General features: G+C 68.2%; 15 protein-coding genes. 2 read left to right on the top strand and 13 right to left on the bottom strand.

Annotation, left to right across the window (positions count from 1 at the left end):
* Nucleotides 1–53: 53 nt before the first annotated feature.
* From HMJ39_RS17590 to HMJ39_RS17545, 10 genes are all read right to left on the bottom strand, one after another.
* Nucleotides 54–2,039: a TonB-dependent receptor gene (locus HMJ39_RS17590; RefSeq protein ID WP_194298303.1), complete on the bottom strand. Its 1,986-nt coding sequence runs from the start codon at nucleotides 2,037–2,039 to the stop codon at nucleotides 54–56.
* Entirely contained in the window at nucleotides 2,036–5,290 is a 3,255-nt protein-coding gene (locus HMJ39_RS17585) for a hypothetical protein (RefSeq protein ID WP_194298302.1), read from the bottom strand. Before HMJ39_RS17585 ends, HMJ39_RS17590 begins: the two co-directional genes overlap by 4 nt.
* A gap of 150 nt (nucleotides 5,291–5,440) precedes the next feature.
* Nucleotides 5,441–5,980 (bottom strand): hypothetical protein, encoded by a 540-nt coding sequence (locus HMJ39_RS17580; protein WP_194298301.1) that lies wholly within the window; start codon nucleotides 5,978–5,980, stop codon nucleotides 5,441–5,443.
* 110 nt (nucleotides 5,981–6,090) lie between these two features.
* Nucleotides 6,091–6,402, bottom strand: a complete 312-nt coding sequence (locus HMJ39_RS17575) for a helix-turn-helix domain-containing protein (RefSeq protein WP_161385025.1) — start codon at nucleotides 6,400–6,402, stop codon at nucleotides 6,091–6,093.
* Nucleotides 6,399–6,761, bottom strand: coding sequence for a toxin (locus tag HMJ39_RS17570; protein ID WP_161385024.1), 363 nt, complete (start codon nucleotides 6,759–6,761; stop codon nucleotides 6,399–6,401). Before HMJ39_RS17570 ends, HMJ39_RS17575 begins: the two co-directional genes overlap by 4 nt.
* A 158-nt stretch (nucleotides 6,762–6,919) precedes the next feature.
* Nucleotides 6,920–7,939, bottom strand: a complete 1,020-nt coding sequence (locus HMJ39_RS17565) for a DUF72 domain-containing protein (RefSeq protein WP_194298300.1) — start codon at nucleotides 7,937–7,939, stop codon at nucleotides 6,920–6,922.
* A 4-nt stretch (nucleotides 7,940–7,943) separates the two neighbouring features.
* The gene (paoC, locus tag HMJ39_RS17560) at nucleotides 7,944–10,145 is read right to left on the bottom strand and encodes an aldehyde oxidoreductase molybdenum-binding subunit PaoC (RefSeq protein WP_194298299.1); all 2,202 of its coding nucleotides are present in this window, start codon (nucleotides 10,143–10,145) and stop codon (nucleotides 7,944–7,946) included.
* 3 nt (nucleotides 10,146–10,148) lie between these two features.
* The gene (locus HMJ39_RS17555) at nucleotides 10,149–11,099 is read right to left on the bottom strand and encodes an FAD binding domain-containing protein (RefSeq protein WP_194298298.1); all 951 of its coding nucleotides are present in this window, start codon (nucleotides 11,097–11,099) and stop codon (nucleotides 10,149–10,151) included.
* Complete coding sequence (paoA, locus tag HMJ39_RS17550) at nucleotides 11,096–11,758, bottom strand: aldehyde dehydrogenase iron-sulfur subunit PaoA (protein WP_194298297.1); 663 nt, start codon at nucleotides 11,756–11,758, stop codon at nucleotides 11,096–11,098. The genes HMJ39_RS17555 and paoA overlap by 4 nt, the downstream gene beginning before the upstream one ends.
* Nucleotides 11,759–12,001: 243 nt before the next feature.
* Nucleotides 12,002–13,042: an NAD-dependent epimerase/dehydratase family protein gene (locus HMJ39_RS17545; RefSeq protein WP_194298296.1), complete on the bottom strand. Its 1,041-nt coding sequence runs from the start codon at nucleotides 13,040–13,042 to the stop codon at nucleotides 12,002–12,004.
* A 221-nt stretch (nucleotides 13,043–13,263) separates the two neighbouring features.
* Here HMJ39_RS17545 and HMJ39_RS17540 point away from each other — a divergent pair, with 221 nt between their 5' ends.
* On the top strand, nucleotides 13,264–14,514 hold the full coding sequence (locus tag HMJ39_RS17540) for an MFS transporter (protein WP_161385018.1): 1,251 nt from the start codon (nucleotides 13,264–13,266) through the stop codon (nucleotides 14,512–14,514).
* 7 nt (nucleotides 14,515–14,521) lie between these two features.
* The gene (locus HMJ39_RS17535; protein ID WP_194298295.1) at nucleotides 14,522–15,415 is read left to right on the top strand and encodes a DMT family transporter; all 894 of its coding nucleotides are present in this window, start codon (nucleotides 14,522–14,524) and stop codon (nucleotides 15,413–15,415) included.
* Here the strand turns inward: HMJ39_RS17535 and HMJ39_RS17530 are convergent.
* The 3 genes from HMJ39_RS17530 to HMJ39_RS17520 are packed head-to-tail and all read right to left on the bottom strand — an operon-like array spanning nucleotide 15,384 to nucleotide 17,769.
* On the bottom strand, nucleotides 15,384–15,896 hold the full coding sequence (locus HMJ39_RS17530; protein ID WP_194298294.1) for an NUDIX hydrolase: 513 nt from the start codon (nucleotides 15,894–15,896) through the stop codon (nucleotides 15,384–15,386). The genes HMJ39_RS17535 and HMJ39_RS17530 overlap by 32 nt on opposite strands.
* A complete protein-coding gene (locus tag HMJ39_RS17525) occupies nucleotides 15,893–16,852 on the bottom strand; it encodes a hypothetical protein (RefSeq protein ID WP_194298293.1) in 960 nt (319 codons plus the stop codon). The genes HMJ39_RS17530 and HMJ39_RS17525 overlap by 4 nt, the downstream gene beginning before the upstream one ends.
* A gap of 53 nt (nucleotides 16,853–16,905) precedes the next feature.
* On the bottom strand, nucleotides 16,906–17,769 hold the full coding sequence (locus HMJ39_RS17520; protein ID WP_161385014.1) for an SDR family NAD(P)-dependent oxidoreductase: 864 nt from the start codon (nucleotides 17,767–17,769) through the stop codon (nucleotides 16,906–16,908).
* Between the last annotated feature and the right edge of the window lie 91 nt (nucleotides 17,770–17,860).

The raw sequence follows: 17,860 nt of genomic DNA, 5'->3' as shown, positions 1-17,860 counted from the left end.
CGAGGAGGAGCGCGCGTCATAGCTGCTGTTGGAGCGCTCGGTTTCACTCCAGGTCACATTGAGGCCGATGTCGGTGTCCCAGACGGTGCGCGACCAGCCCAGCACCAGGCTGCGGTACTCCCCTTCCCCGGCGTTGTTCGGCGACAGGGTGACGAAGCCGGTGTCCGGGTCCGGCGCCGAGCGGTCCTGGGCGAATTCATCGTGGTATTCGCGGTACAGGCCACGCAGGCCCAGGGTGCCGCCCAGCAGCGGGAAGGCCACGCCGGTGGAGACTTCATCGGAATAAGGGTTTCCAGATCCGACACCGAGCCCCGGTAGATCAGGTCGCCGGCGGCGGCGGTGCTCTGCCAGTTGTCGCCCACCAGCACCACCGGCTCGCCGCCCACGGTGCCGCCCTGGGCTTCCCGGTACTCGGTGTAGTAGGGCTTGCGCGCTTCACGCAGCTTGTAGGCCAGCAGCGACCGGCTGTAATAGCGGTTGGCGCCCAGGCTCAGGGACACGCGCGGCGCCGGCCGGTAGTAAAACAGGGTGCGCGGCGCCAGGTTCAGGTTTTCCTGGAAATCGTCCACGTCCGCGCGCAGGCCCAGACGCAGGCCCCAGCGGCGCCGGTCCAGGGTCCACTCACCGTACAGGCCCAGCTCGTGCAGGTCGGCGACGGCGCTGTCCTCCGGGTAGACGCTGCGCGAGTACAGCGCCTGGTTGCGCTCGATGCAGGCGGACACATCACCGCCCACGCAGCGGGTACGATCGTCGATCTTGCCACTGCCGAACACATAGGCGTCCGCGGCGCGCTCATATTCCGCGCGCAGGGCGTTGAACGACAAACCCAGGTCCAGTTCGCCCCCCCACTGCTGGCGCAGAAGACGCAGCCGCGTGCCCATTTCCCGCTGGGTTTTATCCAGATCGCCGTAACCGCCTTCGCGGCTGTTGAGGCTGTAGATGCGCTCGCCCCAGTCCGGGCCGGCGCTGGAGGTCATCCAGTTGTAGAAATCCTTGGGCGCCTCCCGGTTGTTCTCGCTGTGGGAGAAATACACCTTGCTGTTCAGCAGCCCCCAGGCGGTGTCCGTGAACACATCCATCTGGGTGCCGAAGCCGCCGCCGGTGAGGGTGAAGTCACTGCCGCGCACATCCTCGATCAGGTTGTTGGCTTCGTAGGGCGTGTAGTTGGCCGACCAGGTAACGTCGGACTCCCCCAGCAGGGTGCGCCCCTTGAGCAGCATATTGGTGTTGGCGCGGCTCTGGGTTTCCGCCCGCGCCAGGCTGGTCACCGGGATGGTGGACTCCAGCCGGGACAGCGACAGCATCAGGGCGCTGTTCTCCCCCACCGGCTGATCGGCGGTGATGCCGTAGCGCAACTTGCGGTATTCCGGCTCGCCGCGTACCTCCGGTTCCTCGCCATTCACCGGATCCGAGGGCGGCGGCGGCACGAAAATAAAGTGCTTCATGCTGTCGCCGGTACCGCTGAAGAAGGCGGAAAAACGCCTCTGGGAAGCCGGGGCCCGGGTATGCGCCAGCACCGCGCCGCCGGTGAACCCGCCAACGCGGGCCGGCACGTTGGCGTCGAACACTTCCAGCTCGCCGATCAGGCTGGGATCGATGAACTGGCTCTGGGCGTAGCCGGGCACGTCGTTGACGCTGTTGGTGGCCACCTGGCCGCCGGGATCGAGCATGCTGTTGGTGGAGACGCCGTCCAGGGAGAAATGGTTCTCGTAGAAGCGCCCCCCGGAGATGCTGATGTCCGACGGCTTGATCTCGCCCAGGTCGTAGGCGTCGTTCAGGTCCTCGCCGTACTGCACATTGGGCAGGTTGCGCAGCAGCCGGTTGAGATCGCCGCTGCCGTCGTCGAGCCGCTCCACCTGCGTCTCCGACACCGTGGTCTTGCCGAAGGTGGCGGCGTCCCGGGTGGCTTTCACCTCCACCGGCATGACCGTGTGCGAATCGTCGGACGCCGCCTCCTCCGCGTGGCCGAGCCCGGCCAGGCAGAGCAGGGACGCGCCGCCGAGCACGCGCCCGGCGGCGTGGAAAACAGCCCGATTCATCGTTGCGGATCCAGCGGATACCGGTCCGAGGTGTCGGCGATGCCGTCGCCGTCCATGTCCGGGTCCAGCGCCAGCCCGAAGGTGGCGGCGTTGGCGGCGGCCAGGGAATAGAAGTCCGGCAGGCCATCGTCGTCGCTGTCCACCCGGGCCGGCGCCTCGCTCAAAACCAGGAGGGTACTGCGCGGATAATCGGTGTTGGTGCGGAAAGCCGGAAAGTCACCGTGGTTGGTATAGGGTCTGCTCGCCATCCAGGACTTGGCGGCGTTCACCAGCAGCGGATTACGGTCCGCCGGCGTCGCCACCCGGGCGGCGGCGGTGCGCAGCGCTTCGCGGGCATCCAGGCTGGCCATGCTGGCGAACAGGATATTCAGCTGCGTGTCGGTATCGTCGAAATCGGCCAGGGCAAAAGCGGCGTCCACCGCCGGGGTCAGCAGTGCCCGGCTCTCCGCCAGGGCCTGGCGCAGGGTGCTCTGAGCGGCCGCCACCGGTTCGCCGGCCACCTGGGCCCGCCACAAGCGTTCCCGCAGGCGATAAACGGCTTCCTCTCCTTCCCGAACCAGGGCGGTGTACACCTGGGCCCGTTGAACACGGCGCTCGGCGAGTTGGCCGTCGCCGACACCCTCGCAGCACAGGGCATCCGCTCCGTCTTGCAACAGGGAGAGGGTGCGGAAGAAGCCGGTTTCGGAGAAATCCCCGGTTTCCGCCTGGAACTGGAGAATGTCCTCCAGGAGTTCCAGCCGGGCGTCGTTCGCCGGGGACAGTCCGTCGAGAATATCCCGGGCGGCGATCAGCTCCGCGTTGGCCTCCCCGGCACGCTCGGCGGCGAACAGGGCGCGGCCCAGTTCATAGTGGCCGAGGGCCCGCTGGGCGGTGTTTTGCGTGAAGCGTTCCTCCACCACATCGCTCAGGTAGGCGAGCACGGCATCGGCGTCGTCCGGGTAACCGGCCAGGGCGTAGGTGCGCACCAAACGGCCCAGGCCCACCACGAAGTAGGTCTGGTCGTAGGCTTCCGGGCCCTGTTCGTCGATGTGGTCCTGGTACTCGCTGGAGCGGACATAGTCCCAGGCCGCGTCGATCACCTGCTTGGCCTCCGCGTAGCGCTGCTGATCAAGCAGCGTCCCGGCCAACCCCCGTTCCCCCGGATGGCTGTTGTTATAAAGCAGCTCGATCAGGGTTTCGGCCCCCTCGGTGTTGGCGCGCACCCGGTCGATGGCTTCCTGCACTTCGCCCCGCTCCAGCAGCACGCCGGCCTCGGCCACGACAATGCTGGTCCGGGCCGCCTGGCGTTTTTCCCCGTCAATCATGCCGGCCAGCAGCGTTTCCACTTCCTCGGCGGCGCCGAGCTGAACCAGGGAAACGGCGATGTCGTCGTAGTACTCTTCCGCCCAGCAGCGGGCGTGATCATTGGTACGAATCAAGGGCAGGTCGTTGTTGACCACGTCCAGGGCCTTCTGCTTACGGCCCAGCTGCGCGTAATAGGCGATGGACCGCTGCATATACAGCGCTCGCACGGCGTAATAGCTATCGCCGTCGTAGGTTTCGCAGCGCCGGGTGCTGGCCGCCTGGGCGGCTTCCACGCTGCGCACCACCTCGGCGAGCCGGTCCACGGCGGCTTCCGCCGCGCGGTTCAGGGCCGGGTCCTGAAGGTTGGCGGCCAGGGCCTGGTCCATGAGGTCATCGGTGACGCGCCAGTAGGCGGTGATCGCCCGGCCCAGGGCGCCGGTGAAGGCGCCGTTGCCGTACGCGTCGAAGAAGGCGTTCAGGGGCGCCGTGGCGCGGTCCGCGCCTTCCTGATCACCGGCGCCCAACAGCCCGTCGGACGGCGGATAACCGATCGTGGTCTGCAGGAAGGTGACGTCGTCGATGCTCATATTGGCCACGCCCTTGGTGTCGATCAGCCCTTGATAGATCTCCACGCCGCGCCGCAGGAAAGTGATGGCCTCATCCGTCTTGCCAATTTCCAACAGCGCCTGGCCGGCGTCTTTGTAGGCGTGGGCCTGGGCCTCGGTGCCGAACACCTGGGTGCGAGCCAGGAAATCCGCCGCGTCCACCTGGCCCTGGCCGGCGGCGCCGGCGGCCAGTACACCCTGCACCTCATCGGTGATGTTGGCATCGGTGACATCGGCGAACAGATCGGCCACGAAGTTGGCCGGGGCCGCTTCGGTGCCCAGGTAGTAGAGTCGGCGGCGCTCGGAATCCATGCCCAGCAATTCCCCTTCCAGCAGCGGCACGCTCACCGGCATGGCGGCACTGCGCGCGGCCAGGGTGGCCAGGTTGGCGTCGCCGCGGATGGTCGACACCAGGGCCGGCGCCGGCGACGGCTCCGTCAGGGCACCGTTCAACTCATGGGTATTGACCAGATAGCGCAGGATATTGCCCACGCCCTTGCCGCCGCCAATGGAGGCACCACCAAGGGCGGCCACCACCGGCTCGGCGAGCCCCTCCAGGTAGCTCTCGCCGTAGGCGGTGCCGCTGGCATCCAGAATCGCCGCGGAACGCTCCACGAACTCGATTTCATTGACGCGGGCCGCCAGGGCCTCGCCATCCAGGGACGCGCTGGCGTCGAGCACGCCGAGTGCCACCGCGCGGCGCAGGTTGAGTTCCTCGCGGTAGATTTCCGGCGCCTGCTCCAGGTCCAGATTGCTGAGCAGGGCACGCAGATCCGGTGCCCCCTGGGCCAGGGTGGACGGCCAGTTGTCCAGGTAATCCCCCAGGGACAGGGCCGCCAGCAGCGGCAGAGCCGCCAGCGGGTCCTGGTCGTCCCGGCCGGACAGCGCCGAAAGCAGCGTACGCCGCGCGGTGTCCAGGGCGGCGGCACCGGTGTCCCCGGCTCGCAGCAGCGCCAGGGTATTCACCGGCGAGGCCACCACCGTTTGCCCATCAGCGAACAGGTTCAGCGGCGCGTACAGTTCGACGCCGCGGCCCACGGCCAGGCCGCCGTCGACGATCCGCTGGGCCAGCACCACCAGGCCGTCGCGGTTACCGGAAGGCAGGGTGAAACGGTAGCGGCCGTTGCCCTCCGGCAAGCCGATCCGCACGATTTCCGCTCCCTGGAACAGGTCGCGGGCGGTGGTGCCACGAGGTGCCGCGTCGGACAGACGCACGAGAAGCACATCGGCCCGCTGCACCTGGCTTGCCGTCCCGCCAGGCGCGACGCGAACGGAGAAGGAGGCGGCGCCCCCGCCGCCGCCGCCGCCACTACCGCCGCCACCGCCACCACAGGCGGCCAGCGCCAGTCCCAGAATGGCCAAGAAACCCCATCGGTACAGAAAAGACATGATTACCCCCGGCTCTGTGTGAAGGTCGTTCCGAACCGGGGCAATCTTACACGAATGCGACTCGTTATCAATTACATATAGAAATGCGTCTCATGACACGAGAGGACCGCTCAATGCGCCGGCTCAATAGCGGTGATCGGGGCGCCGGTAACAGACCTGATCCGGCGCCAGACCGCGCTCCTCCGTGGCGTCCAGGTAGGCGCGGGCGGCGGCTTTCTCGGGGATGATCCAGCCCACCGCCAGGCCCACGCCCTCGTTGGCCGGCACCTGGTTGTAATCGGCCACCATGGCGTTCACCGGGATCAGCGGCAGGGCCCAGAGCAAGCCGTAGAACTTGTGCACGCGGGCGGAGTATTGGTAGGTGTCGATCCGCTCGCCCCGGTGGTACAGGCGGGCTTCCGCCTTCAGCGGCGACAGCCAGTAGGTGGGCAGCAGCCCCAGGGTGAAACCGGACAGGCTGCCGGCCGGGTTGTCGTCCAGGTAGTCATTGCGGGCGGCGGCGTCCAGCTCGAAATAATACGGCGTGGGGCCGGTGTCGGCGTCGCAGACCGGCACCGTCACCGAGGTCTGATCCACCCGCGCCAGTTCGCCGCCGACGATGCCGGCGCAACCGCTCAGGGACACGGCGGCGAGCAGCGTCGCCGCTTTGCTGACGGAGTTCATGCGCTTCCCCCTTGGAAAAGGAAGCGACGTTACACCGCCGCCCCGCCCCGTGCCACCGACCGGAGCACGCCGCCGTTGACGCGCAGCGCCTCAAACAATCAGGACGGAGACTACAGCCCGGCCAGGCGCTCCAGGGTGTCCGGGTAGCGTTCGATCAGGCGAATCAGGGTGGCGGCCTGGGCGTTGGGGCGGGCGCGGCCCTGCTCCCAGTTCTCCAGGGTGCGTGGGTTGGTGCGCAGGTACATGGCGAACACCGCCCGGGACAGATTGAGGCGCTCGCGCAGGGCCAGCAGGTCGCCGGCGTCGATGGCCGCCACCGGCGCCAGCCGGGCTTCCTGGCCGCGCAGGGTGAGCTTGCCCTGGCGCTGTGCCTCCAGTTCCTGGAAGCCTTCCTTCAATTCCGCGAACAGATCCCGCTTCATGTCATGATCCTCCCGTCTGATTTACGCCTCGCCATCAACTCCGCCTTCAGCAGGCGTCTCAGCGCGCGACGCTCGGCCAGCGTCAAATCGTCGGCCTCGTCCTTGCCGTAGAGCGTGAACAACCAGAACTGAGCGCCCGTGGGCCACCAGTAATAGATCACCCGTAAGCCGCCGCGCGTGCCCTTGCCGCGCCGTTCATCCACGAAACGCAGCTTGCGCAATCCGCCGGTGCCCGGCATCCGGGGGCCAGCCTCCGGATGCAGCATCAGAACCCGCTGCAGCAGCCAGTAGGTGTCCTCGTCCAGATACGCCGCCCGGTGGCGCCGGAACGGCGTCAACTCCACGAATACCGCTCGCATACTATACGCTCCCTGCGTACAAATAAAACCCCATCCCGATGAATGGGCCGTCCAGCCCTTACTGTACGCAGGGGCCCCTGGCGGCGGAGTCGGACAAGGGCCCGCCGGTTTGTGGGAAATAAGCGAGAAAGGACGTCAGCCGAACACCATGGCGGCGCTCAGCGGCGGGCGGCGGCGGCCAGTACCGCCTCGGCCAGGGCGGCCACGGAGCGCGGCGCGCTGCCCTCCGCCTTGTTGCTCAGGGTAACGAAAGCGGGCCGGCCGGCGCCCACCGTGCCGGCGATCACCCGCGCCAGGGCGGCGCGGGTGTCCGGGTCCGGATCCACCAGCTTGTCGAAGGGCGAGTAGCGGTCGCGGGCGTCTTCGTAGCCGTAGGCGCCGTGCCTTAGGTTCAGGTTCCAGCGGCACACCAGCGGGCCGGGCCAGAGCGCGCGCAGCACCGGGAGCTGCTCGGCGATGGGAGGCATCTTGCCGTGCAGGCCCAGGCAGTAGGTGGCGCCGGTGTCCTTGAGAGCGGCCACGAAGTCCGGCGTCAGCCAGTGCGGATCGCGCACCTCCACCGCCAGCGGCGTGGCCGGCGCCCGGGCCCGCAGGCCGCGCAACAGACCGTGCAGACGTTCGATCACCGGCGCCATGCGGCCCAGCCAGGCGCCGGGCAGCGGGCTGATCTGGAACACCAGGGCGCCGAGTTTCTCGCCCAGCCCCTCCCCCGCCGGCGCCAGGAAGTCCCGCCAGGCCAGTCCGGCGTCCAGGAAATCCGGGTTAGTTTTCAGGCCCTGGCCGCCGCTGCCCCGGCGCAGGGCGTCGGTGACGCGGCTCGGCGCCTTGACCACGAAGCGGAAAGCCGCCGGCACCTGGCCGGCGTGGTCGGCGTACTGCGCCACGGAAAGCGGCCGGTAGAAGCCCCGGTCGAGCCCCACGGCGTTGAACAGGGGATGGCGCGCGTAGGCGTCGAGGCCTTCCCGGGAAAGTTGGCCCTCGTCATACAGCTTGTCCCAGACCAGACCGGCCCAGCCCGGGTAATGCCAGGAAGAGGTGCCCAGCCACAGCCGTCCCGGCAGAGCGGCGGCCAGGGGCGCGAGGGCGGGGTCCGGCGCCGCCGGCCGCACCGCCGGGGGCACGGCGGCGGGCGCCTCGAACAGGGCGCCGGTGCCCGGCGGTGGCGGCTCGGTGGGCATGGTCTCAGACCACCTCCGGAAGCCCGTCGAGCAGCTTGTCCAGGGTCACCGGGTAGTCGCGCACGCGCACACCGGTGGCGTTATGGACCGCGTTGGCCACGGCGGCGCTGACGCCGCAAATGCCCAGCTCGCCCACGCCCTTGGCTTTCAGGGGCGTGGAGTACGGGTCCTCGCCTTCCAGGAAGATCACTTCCTGCTCCGGGATGTCGGCATGCACCGGCACCTCGTAGCCGGCCAGATCGTGGTTGGCGAAGAACCCGTAGCGGGTATCCACCGCCAGCTCCTCCATCAGGGCCGCGCCCACGCCCATGGTCATGGCACCGATCACCTGGCTGCGGGCGGTGACCGGGTTGAGGATGCGGCCGGCGTCGCACACCGCCAGCATGCGCCGCACGCGGATCTCGCCGGTGGCGGCGTGCACGCCCACTTCCACGAAGTGGGCGCCAAAGGTGGCGAGCAGGTACTCCTTGCTACGGAAGTCGCCGAACTCGATCTTGTCCTCGGCGACCAGCTCCTCGCCGCCGCCCACCTCGGTGAGCGGCGTACGCCGGTCACCGTGGCGGACCTGGCCGTCGGCGAAGCTCAGGTCCTCGGGGTCGGCGTCCAGGCGCTCGGCGATGGTATTGCGCAGGGCCACGCAGGCGGCGTAGACGCCGGCGGTGGAACTGGCGGCGCCCCACTGCCCGCCGGAGCCGGCGGAGGCCGGCGCATCGGAATCGCCGAGCCCCACGTCCACCGCGTCCAGGGGCACGCCGAGCATTTCCGCGGCGGTCTGGGCGATGATGGTGTAGGAGCCGGTGCCGATGTCGGTCATGTCGGTGTCCACGCGCACGGTGCCGTCCGGCTTGAGCCGCACCCGGGCGCCGGAGGCCTGCACCGGCGCGCCCCGGTAGGCGCCGGCCACGCCGTGGCCGATCAGCCATTGGCCCTCGCGGCGGGCGCCGGGCTTGCGGTTGCGTTCATTCCAGCCGAAACGCTCGGCGCCCCGTTCCAGGCATTCCACGAAATGCCGCTCGGAGAAGGGCCGCTCGGGATTGTCCGGGTCCACCTGGGTGTCGTTGAGCACGCGGAACGCCACCGGATCCATGTTCAGCTTCTCGGCCATTTCGTCCATGGCCACTTCCAGGGCCATCAGGCCGGCGGTTTCGCCGGGGGCGCGCATGGCGTTGCTTTCCGGCAGGTGCATTTCCAGGGGCCGGTGCACCAGCAGGCGGTTGGCGCCGGCGTAGAAGTGCCGGGTGGGCGCGGCGCCGTTCTCGCCGTCGCCGCCGGGCAGGGTGTTGGTGGTGTTGTCGTGGCCAATGGCGGTGATGCGCCCGTCCCGATCGGTGCCGATGCGGATGCGCTGGATGGTCAGGCCGCGATGGGTGGCGTTGTTGGCGATCAGCGGGCGCGGCAGCGCCACCTTCACCGGCCGGCCGGTTTCCCGGGCGGCCACCGCCGCCAGCACCGCGTCGGCGCGCAGGAACAGCTTGGCGCCGAAACCGCCGCCGATGTAGGGCGAATCCAGCCGCACTTTCTCGGCGGGCAGGTCGAACGCCTTGGCCAGGGCCTGCTTGCTCCACTCGATCATCTGGTTGGCGCTCCACAGGGTGAGCGCGCCGTCCTTCCATTCGGCGATGGAGGCATGGGGCTCCATCTGCGCGTGGCTCTGACCCGGCGTGGTGTAGGTCTGGTCGAGCTGGACCGGCGCCTCGGCGAAGGCGCGGTGGAAGTCGCCCACCTTCGCCATGGGTTCCACCTCGTCGTCCTGGTGGGCGCGGCGTTGTTCGGCGAGATCGAAGGAGGTGCTTTTGTCCTCGTCGTAATCGGTGCGGATCAGGGCGGCGGCGGCGCGGGCACGCTCGAAGGTGTCCGCCACCACCACGGCGATGGCCTGGTGGTAATGCTGGATGTCGCGGCCGCCGAACAGGTAGGCCACGTTCATTCTCGCCTTGGGCAGCCGGTCCATGTCCAGGGTGGTGATCACCGCCACCACGCCCGGCGCCGCCTTGGCGGCGCGGGTGTCCATGGAACGGATGCGGCCCTTGGCGATGGCGGCGCCCACCGGGTAGCCGACCAACTGGCCGCTGGCCACGTCATGGCGCTCGTAGGCGTAGGGCGCGGTACCGGTGGTTTTCAGCGGGCCATCGATGCGCGGCAGGGGCTGGCCCAGCACGGTTCCGCGATCGGCCGGATTGCGCCCGGCGGGTTTGTCGAAACGCATGGGTTACTCCTTCGCTTCCGCGAGCACGGCGGCCAGGGTGCGCTCGGCCAGGTTCACCTTGAAACGGTTTTCGTGGGTGGGCTCGGCGCCATCCAGCAGCCGCGCCATCACCGCCTTGGCGCCCCTCGGCAGGGCCGCGTCCGCATCTTCCCGGCGCCAGGGCTTCGGCGCCACGCCGCCCAGCGCCACCCGGCCGCCGCCGTCGGGCTGAATCACCGCCGCCACCGACACCAGGGCGAAGGCGTAGGACGCCCGGTCGCGCACCTTGTGGTAGAAGTGCTTGCCGCCCAAGGGCCGGGGCAGGGTCACGGCGGTGATGAACTCACCGGGGATCAGCGCCGAATCGATCTGCGGCGTATCGCCGGGCAGGCGGTGAAAGTCGGCGATGGGAATGGCCCGGGTGTTGCCGTTGGGCAGCACGGTTTCCACTTCCGCGTCGAGCAGCCGCATGGCCACCGCCATGTCACTGGGGTGGGTGGCGATGCAGTGCTCGCTGCCGCCGATGATCGCCAGCTGGCGGCTGAAGCCTTCCAGGGCGGCGCAGCCGGTGCCGGGCCGGCGCTTGTTGCAGGGCATGTTGGTGTCGTAGAAGTACGGGCAGCGGGTGCGCTGCAACAGGTTGCCGCCGGTGGTGGCCTTGTTGCGCAGCTGCCCGGAGGCGCCGGCCACCAGGGCCCGGCTGAGCACGCCATAGTCACGCCGCACGCGGGGATCGGCGGCCAGGTCGGTGTTGCGCACCAGGGCGCCCACGCGCAGGCCGCCGTCGTCGGTGTTCTCGATGGTGTCCAGGCCCAGGCCGTTCACGTCCACCAAGTGGGCCGGGGTTTCCACCTCGATCTTCATCAAATCCAGCAGATTGGTGCCACCGGCGATGAAACGGGCATGGTCCGTGGACGCCGCCGCCATGGCGGCCTGTTGCGGGGTTTCCGCCCGTTCGTAGGTGAAGGCTCTCATGATTGCCCCCCGGCCACGTCCTGCACGGCATCGAGAATATTGGCGTAGGCGCCGCAGCGGCAGATGTTGCCGCTCATGCGTTCACGGATTTCCTCCGGCGTCACCTTCATGGGCGCGTTCAGATCCGCGGTCACATGGCTGGGCACACCGGCCCGGATTTCCTCCAGGGTGGCCTTGGCGGAACAGATCTGCCCCGGCGTGCAGTAACCGCACTGGTAGCCGTCGTGCTCGATGAAGGCCGCCTGCATGGGGTCGAGATTGTCCGGCGTGCCCAGGCCTTCCACGGTGGTGATCTCGTCACCCTCGTGCATCACCGCCAGGGACAGGCAGGCGTTCACCCGCCGGCCGTTCACCATCACGGTGCAGGCGCCGCACTGACCGTGGTCGCAGCCTTTCTTGGTGCCGGTGAGTTGCAACTGTTCGCGCAGGGCGTCGAGCAGGGTCAGCCGGGTGTCGGCGGTAAAACGGCGGGGTACGCCGTTGACGGTGAACGCCACTTCGGCGGTGGCCGCCTTGTCATCGGCGGCGGGAGCGCTGGTGGGGCTTTCACCGTCGCGACCAGCGGTGGCCAGTCGGGGCAGCCCCAGAGAGGCCGCGGAGGCGGCGCCGACGATCATCAGGGCGCGGCGGGTGATTTTGAAACGGGAGTGCTGGGACATGGTCACCGATCCTTCTGGCTGGCGGGGCGGCCGCGTCGACGGCACCCGCTGGCGAGGACGTACGTGTGGAACAGCGTTGTTTCCACCTTACTGGACACAACTTACCGGAAACAAAGAGACGCACGCATTTGGAATGGATAAATCGATGTAAAAAACCACCCTAACGAACGCGCCCGCGTCGTTGCTTGCCCGATCCTGCCCCATGCGTGCCGGATCCTCCGAACCCGGCCCCGGGTCCCGCGATCAGCGCATGACCTGCTCGAAAAACGAGAACAGGGACTCCTCCAGCGGACGGTAATGAATGCCCAGTTCCTCGCGGCTGCGCCGGTTGTCCGCCCGCCAGGGCAGATTGACGTTGCGCGCCACGTACTTGCGGGTGAGGGTTTTGTTGACCACCGGGCCGAACAGCCACACCGCCGGCTTGGGCAAGGTGCGCTTGGGCAGCGGGTAGTCCTTGCCGAAACGGTGACGCAATACCTGGGCGATTTCCGGAAAACTGGTGTCGTGGCCGGACAGAATATAGCGGCCCCGGGCGTTCGGCAGAAAGGCGGCGCGCACGTGGGCCTCGGCCACTTCGCGCACATCCACCACGCCCATGCCGATGTCCGGCACGCCCATGCGCGCGGTGCCGTCGCCCAGCTGGCGCAGAATATTGAAGCTTTCCGAGGTGGCGTTGGGGTTGATGCCCGGACCCACCACCAGGGACGGGTTGATGGTCACCAGGTCCCAACGCTCCTGGGCGTCGGCGATCTTCCAGGCTTCCTGTTCCGCCAGGGTCTTGGAATAGGAATAGGCCTGGTGGTCCAGGGACGAGCTGGTGTTCCAGTCCGCTTCGGTGAACACGCCCTGGGCGGTGTCTTTCAGGTCCGCGTTGTCGCCGTAAATCGCCGCGCAGCTGCTGGTCAGTACCACGCGCCGCACGGACTCCGTGTCGTTCACCGTTTCCAGCACGTTGCGGGTGCCCTGCTGGGCCGGTTCCACCAGTTCCTTGAGCGGGTCCTTCACCGAGGTGATGAACGGCGAGGCGGTGTGGAACACCACCGAGCAGCCGGCCATGGCGTCCGCGTAGGAACCGGGCCGAAGCAGGTCGGCCTTGAAGTAACGGATTTCGCCGGGGGTGCGCTCGGCGAGGGCATTGAGGTATTTGAGCTTGTCCGGATTGTCCGGATCGCGCACCGCCGCGTGTACGGTGAGGCCTTCTTCCAGCAACCGTTCCACCAGCCGCCCGGCCACGTAACCGGTGGCGCCGGTGACCATCACCGGCATGCTCGTATCGATTTGCATAATCGGCTCCTCTGCCTTGATTCCCGGCATCATGGGCGCCGTGCGCGGCCCTGTAACTGACGGAGGGAACCAGGCGCCGGGGCGATACGGTCACGGCGCATACACTGGCGCGCGGCGGTGTGCCGCTCATATTCAGCGCAACTGAACCGTTCTTTCAGGGTTATTCGATTCTGGGCCGCGCCCGGCGCTGCTAGTATTCAGGGTTTTCAACGGGAGGCACCATGACGGGATCAGAACAGCGGGCCGAGGCCGGCCTCCGGGACACCCGGACCATCGTGATCGCCGGCGGCGTGGTGCTGGCGCTGGCGTTCGGCGTGCGCGCCGTGTTCGGCGGCGTGGTGCAGCCGCTGTCCGATGAGCTGTTCGGCGGCCGCATCGAGGTGTTCTCCCTGTCCATCGCCATCCAGAACCTGGTGTGGGGGCTGGCCCAGCCCGGTTTCGGCATCCTCGCCGATCGTTACGGCGACCGCCGCGCTCTGTGGCTGGGCTTCGTCTGCTACCTGGCCGGCATGCTGATCTGCGTGTTCGCCAGCAGCGCCTGGGCCCAGCATCTGGGCGCCGGGGTGCTGGTGGGCATGGGCATTTCCGGCACCGCCTTTGGCCTGGTGCTGGCGGTGGTGGGCCGGGCGGCCCCGGAGCACAAGCGGGCCCATTACCTGGGCATCACCTCAGCCATGGGCTCCGCCGGCCAGGTGGTGCTGCCGCTGCTGACCGCCTGGCTGATCGAATGGCTGGACTGGCGCATGACCCTGCTGGTGATCACCGCCACCCTGGTTCCCATGGCCCTGTGCATTCCGCGCCTGCGGGTGGCGGCGCCGGCGCACGACACCGCCGGCGCCGCGCCGCCGCCGCTGCCCGCCCTGGTGCGCGGCGCCTTCGGATACCGGGATTACCTGCTGCTCAACGCCGGTTTCTTCGTGTGCGGTTTCCACCTGGCGTTCATCACCGCCCACCTGCCCACCTATGTGCAGAACTTCTGCGTGTCCGCCGCTTCGCCGGCGGAACTGCGCGCGCTGGGGCTGCAGGCCCTGGCACTGGCCGGGCTGGCCAATATTTTCGGCACCCTGTTCGCGTCACGGCTGGGCATGCGTTTTCCCAAGCCCTATGTGCTGGCCGGCATTTACGCGCTGCGCGCCCTGGTGATCCTGATCTTCATCACGCTGCCGCTGACGCCGGCCTCGGTGATGATCTTCGCCCTGGTGATGGGCGGGCTGTGGCTGTCCACGGTGCCGCTGACCAGCGCCCTGGTGCTCACCCAGTTCGGGCCGCGCGCCATGGGCACCCTGTTCGGCTTCGTGTTTCTCAGCCACCAACTGGGCAGTTTCGCCGGCGTCTGGCTGGGCGGCGTATTCTTCGATCGCTTCGCCAGCTATGACCAGATATGGTACCTGGCCATCGCGCTGGGGGTGCTGTCCGCCCTGGCTCATCTGTTCGTCCACGAGCGGCCGGCACCGGCCGCCGCCATCGCCTGATTGTGTTATGCCGCTTCAACCGCTGACGTCCCGCGCCATCCTCATTCTGATCCTGGTGTTCGCCGCCTTCGGCGCCCAGCAAACCGCCGTGAAGGCGGTGGTCTCGGACATGGCGCCGCTGACCCAGACCTTCCTGCGCTCGCTGGGTGGCACCCTGCTGCTGGCACTGTGGTTTCTTGGCCAGCGCCGTAACCCGTTCCGCGCGCCCACCGGCCCGTCCATGGTTCTTGGGCTGCTGTTCGCGCTGGATTTCGGCTTTCTGTATCTGGGCCTGGCGCTGACCAGCGCCGCCCACGCCGCGGTGATCTATTACACCGCGCCGATGATGATCGCCCTGGGCGCCATGTACATCGTTCGCGACGAGCCGGTGCGCCGCTTCAAGGTGCTGGGCATTCTGTTCGCGTTCCTGGGCGTGGCGATCACCGCCTTCTCCGGCGCCAGTGGCAGCGGCGCCGCCACCGTGCTCGGCGACCTGCTGTGCTTCGCCGGCGCGGTATGCTGGGCGGCCACCGTACTGGTGATCCGTGCCACCGACCTGCGCGACCTGGACGCACCGGTGGTGCTGTTCCACCAGTTGTTCGGCTCGGTGCCCCTGCTGGGCCTGGCCACCCTGGTGCCGGACGGTGGCTGGAGCGTTCACTGGAGCCCGGCGCTGATCGCCTCCCTGGCGTTCCAGACCGTGGGCGTGGCGTTCCTGAGCTACCTGGTGTTCTTCGCCATGCTGCGCCGCCACTACACCTCCCAGGTGTCCGCCATGAATTTCCTGGCGCCCCTGTTCGGCGTGGTGTTCGCGGTGGTGCTGCTGGGCGAGCGGCAGAACGCCCTGTTCTGGGTGGGCGCCGCCGCCATCGTCGTCGGCCTGTGCGTGGTCAACCAGCGCCGGGCCGGTCACCCGGCCTGAGCGCCCAGAACAGGGCCAGCGCCGCCAGGGTGAAACCGTCGCCGAGGCGGCCGTCGGCCAGGGCGCGCGGGAGATCGGCCTCGGGAATTCGCACCAGGCCTTCGGTTTCGCCGTCCGTGGCGGCGGGCTCCGCATCGCCGGGAATCTCGGCGAAAAATGCCTGGGCGCTGGATGCCAGGATGGCGGAATTGGGCCTGAGCCAACCCAGCGCCACCAAAGCATCCGGGGCCATCGCGAAGCCGGTTTCCTCGCGCAATTCCCGGGCGGCGCAGCGGGCGGCGCTTTCCCCCGGTTCGCCGTAGCCCCGGGGCGCCTCGATGAAGGTGCCGCCGTGGGCCGGGCGCCGCACGCGCACGAACAGGAAGTCGCCGCCCTGACGCGCCAGCACCACGGCGCCGTTGTCAGCACCGGTTTCCTTGATGTAGTGGAAACGGCCGTCTTGAATCACGCCGAACCAGGGATTTTCGTAGACGGTTTTCACTTGATCTCCAAGCCGATGGCGGTGCGCATTTTCCGGTACAGACCGAACCAGTTACGGCGGGTGAAATAATCCTGGCCGCGCTCGGTCATCTTGTCCTCCAGATAATCCAGAGCCTGATCGGTGAGCCATTTGTAGAGTTCGGTGGTACCCAGTGTCGAAACGATTTCGAACAGCTTCAATGAATATTCGATCAGCGCCACTTCATCGCGCAGGGATTTATAGGCCACGCCGGCGTCCAGAATCATCGCCGGCACGGCGCCTATGTATTTGATGTTGTCCTGCAGGAAGCCTTCGCCCTGGAGGGCGAACAGGGAGTTGTAGGCGGGGTCGATCACCTCGGCCTTGAAGCGGGTACCGCCCTGCTCGTCCCGGCCGGAGAAATAGCCGTCGGCGAACACGTACCAGTCGGAGCGCGACACCCGGCCGGCGGCGGCGTCCAGGAACGCGGCCCGTTCATCGGCGTGGGTGAAGAAGTGACCAATGCAGTCGTCGTCGGCGAGCCGCCGGCGGATCTCCCCGGCCAGACTGTCCGGCTCCAGGTGCACCGATTCCACGGCATAGCCAAGCCGGTCCAGAGCCGTTTGGGTGGCGGCCACGCGGGCCAGCAAATCCGTTTCCTGGGCCCGGCTCAGCGTCGCCTTGGTGGGAGCGCCTTTCAGACTGGAAAAGATAAAACCCGGAGGCAGGGCATGATAGTAGTCCCGCAGGGAGAAGGCGCCGCCCAGGCCGAAGCCACGCAGCACCAGCTTGCCATGGCCTTCCTCGTTAAGGTATTTGACCACGTTGCGACGCGCCAGCAGGGTCTCGAAGCCGCGGTTATCAATCAGCATGTTCGGCGACAGCACCACGCCGTCACCGAAGGCCATGCCGGTGAGGAAGCGCTTCTTAAGCTGCTCCGCGGGCAGCCGCTTCACCGAATCGCAGTTGGAGAGAAGCAGTTTTTCCTTGAACAGCACCGGGCGCTCCGCGTGTCGGATCGTGATCGGCGCAGTCTAGCATCGGCACGCCGCTAGCGGGGCTCCACCGCCGGCACCGCGATGCGCGGCCAGGCCGCCGCGATCTTCTCGACCCCGGCGGCGGGCACCGCGCGCAAATCCCGGGGGTAATCCACGCCCGTCGCCTCCACCGCCCGGGTGGCGTGGAACTGGCCGTTGGCGGCGCGCAGGATCCAGCCGCCCTCCGGGCAGGCCGATGACGCCAGAAACGCGGCCCCCGGCGCCACTTCCGCCGGGCGCAGCTCATCCGGCTCGCCCTCCACGCCCCACATGCGCGTCTTGGCCACCGGCGACAGCGCATTGACGCGGATGCCATGGGCCGCGCCCTCCGCCGCCAGCACATTGACCAGGCCCACCACCGCCATGCGGGCGGCGGCGTAGGCCGCCAGCCCTTGCTGCACGTACTGGGGATACAAGGCCCGGCAGGAAGTGGTGAACACCAGCCGCCCGCCGCCGGCCTCCTTCATCACCGGCCAGGCGGCCTGGGCCAGCCACAGCGGCGCCTTGGCGGCCACCGCCATCATGCGGTCGAAGGCGTCCTCGGTGATCGCCTCCACCGGGTGATAGGCCACCCAGCCGGCGTTGTGGATCACCGCGTCCAGGCGACCGTCTTCCGCCCGCACCCGCTCTACCAGGGCATGGCAACCGTCGCGATGGTCCAATCGGCCGGCCAGAGCGCGCGCGTCCAGACCTTCATCGCGCAACGCCCGGGCCGCCGCCCGCGCCACCGCCGGGTCCTCGCCCTCGCCGTCCCGGTCGGCGCCGGTGTCCTGTAGCCACACCCGGGCACCGAGCCGCCCCAGGCAGCGGGCGTAGGCCAAACCCAGGCCCCGGCCCGCGCCGGTAATGAGTACCGTTTGCTCCGTGAAATCCACCATGATCGACTCGGGTTCTACCCCGTTACTGCGGACACTTCTAAAAAGAGGCACACTGTGCCAAAGGAGTGTTCATGAACAAACGCAGAAGATA

Origin of the sequence: Alloalcanivorax profundimaris, assembly GCF_015265435.1 — a bacterium.
Lineage (GTDB): Bacteria > Pseudomonadota > Gammaproteobacteria > Pseudomonadales > Alcanivoracaceae > Alloalcanivorax > Alloalcanivorax profundimaris.
This window is presented reverse-complemented; position numbering and strand designations above follow the sequence as displayed.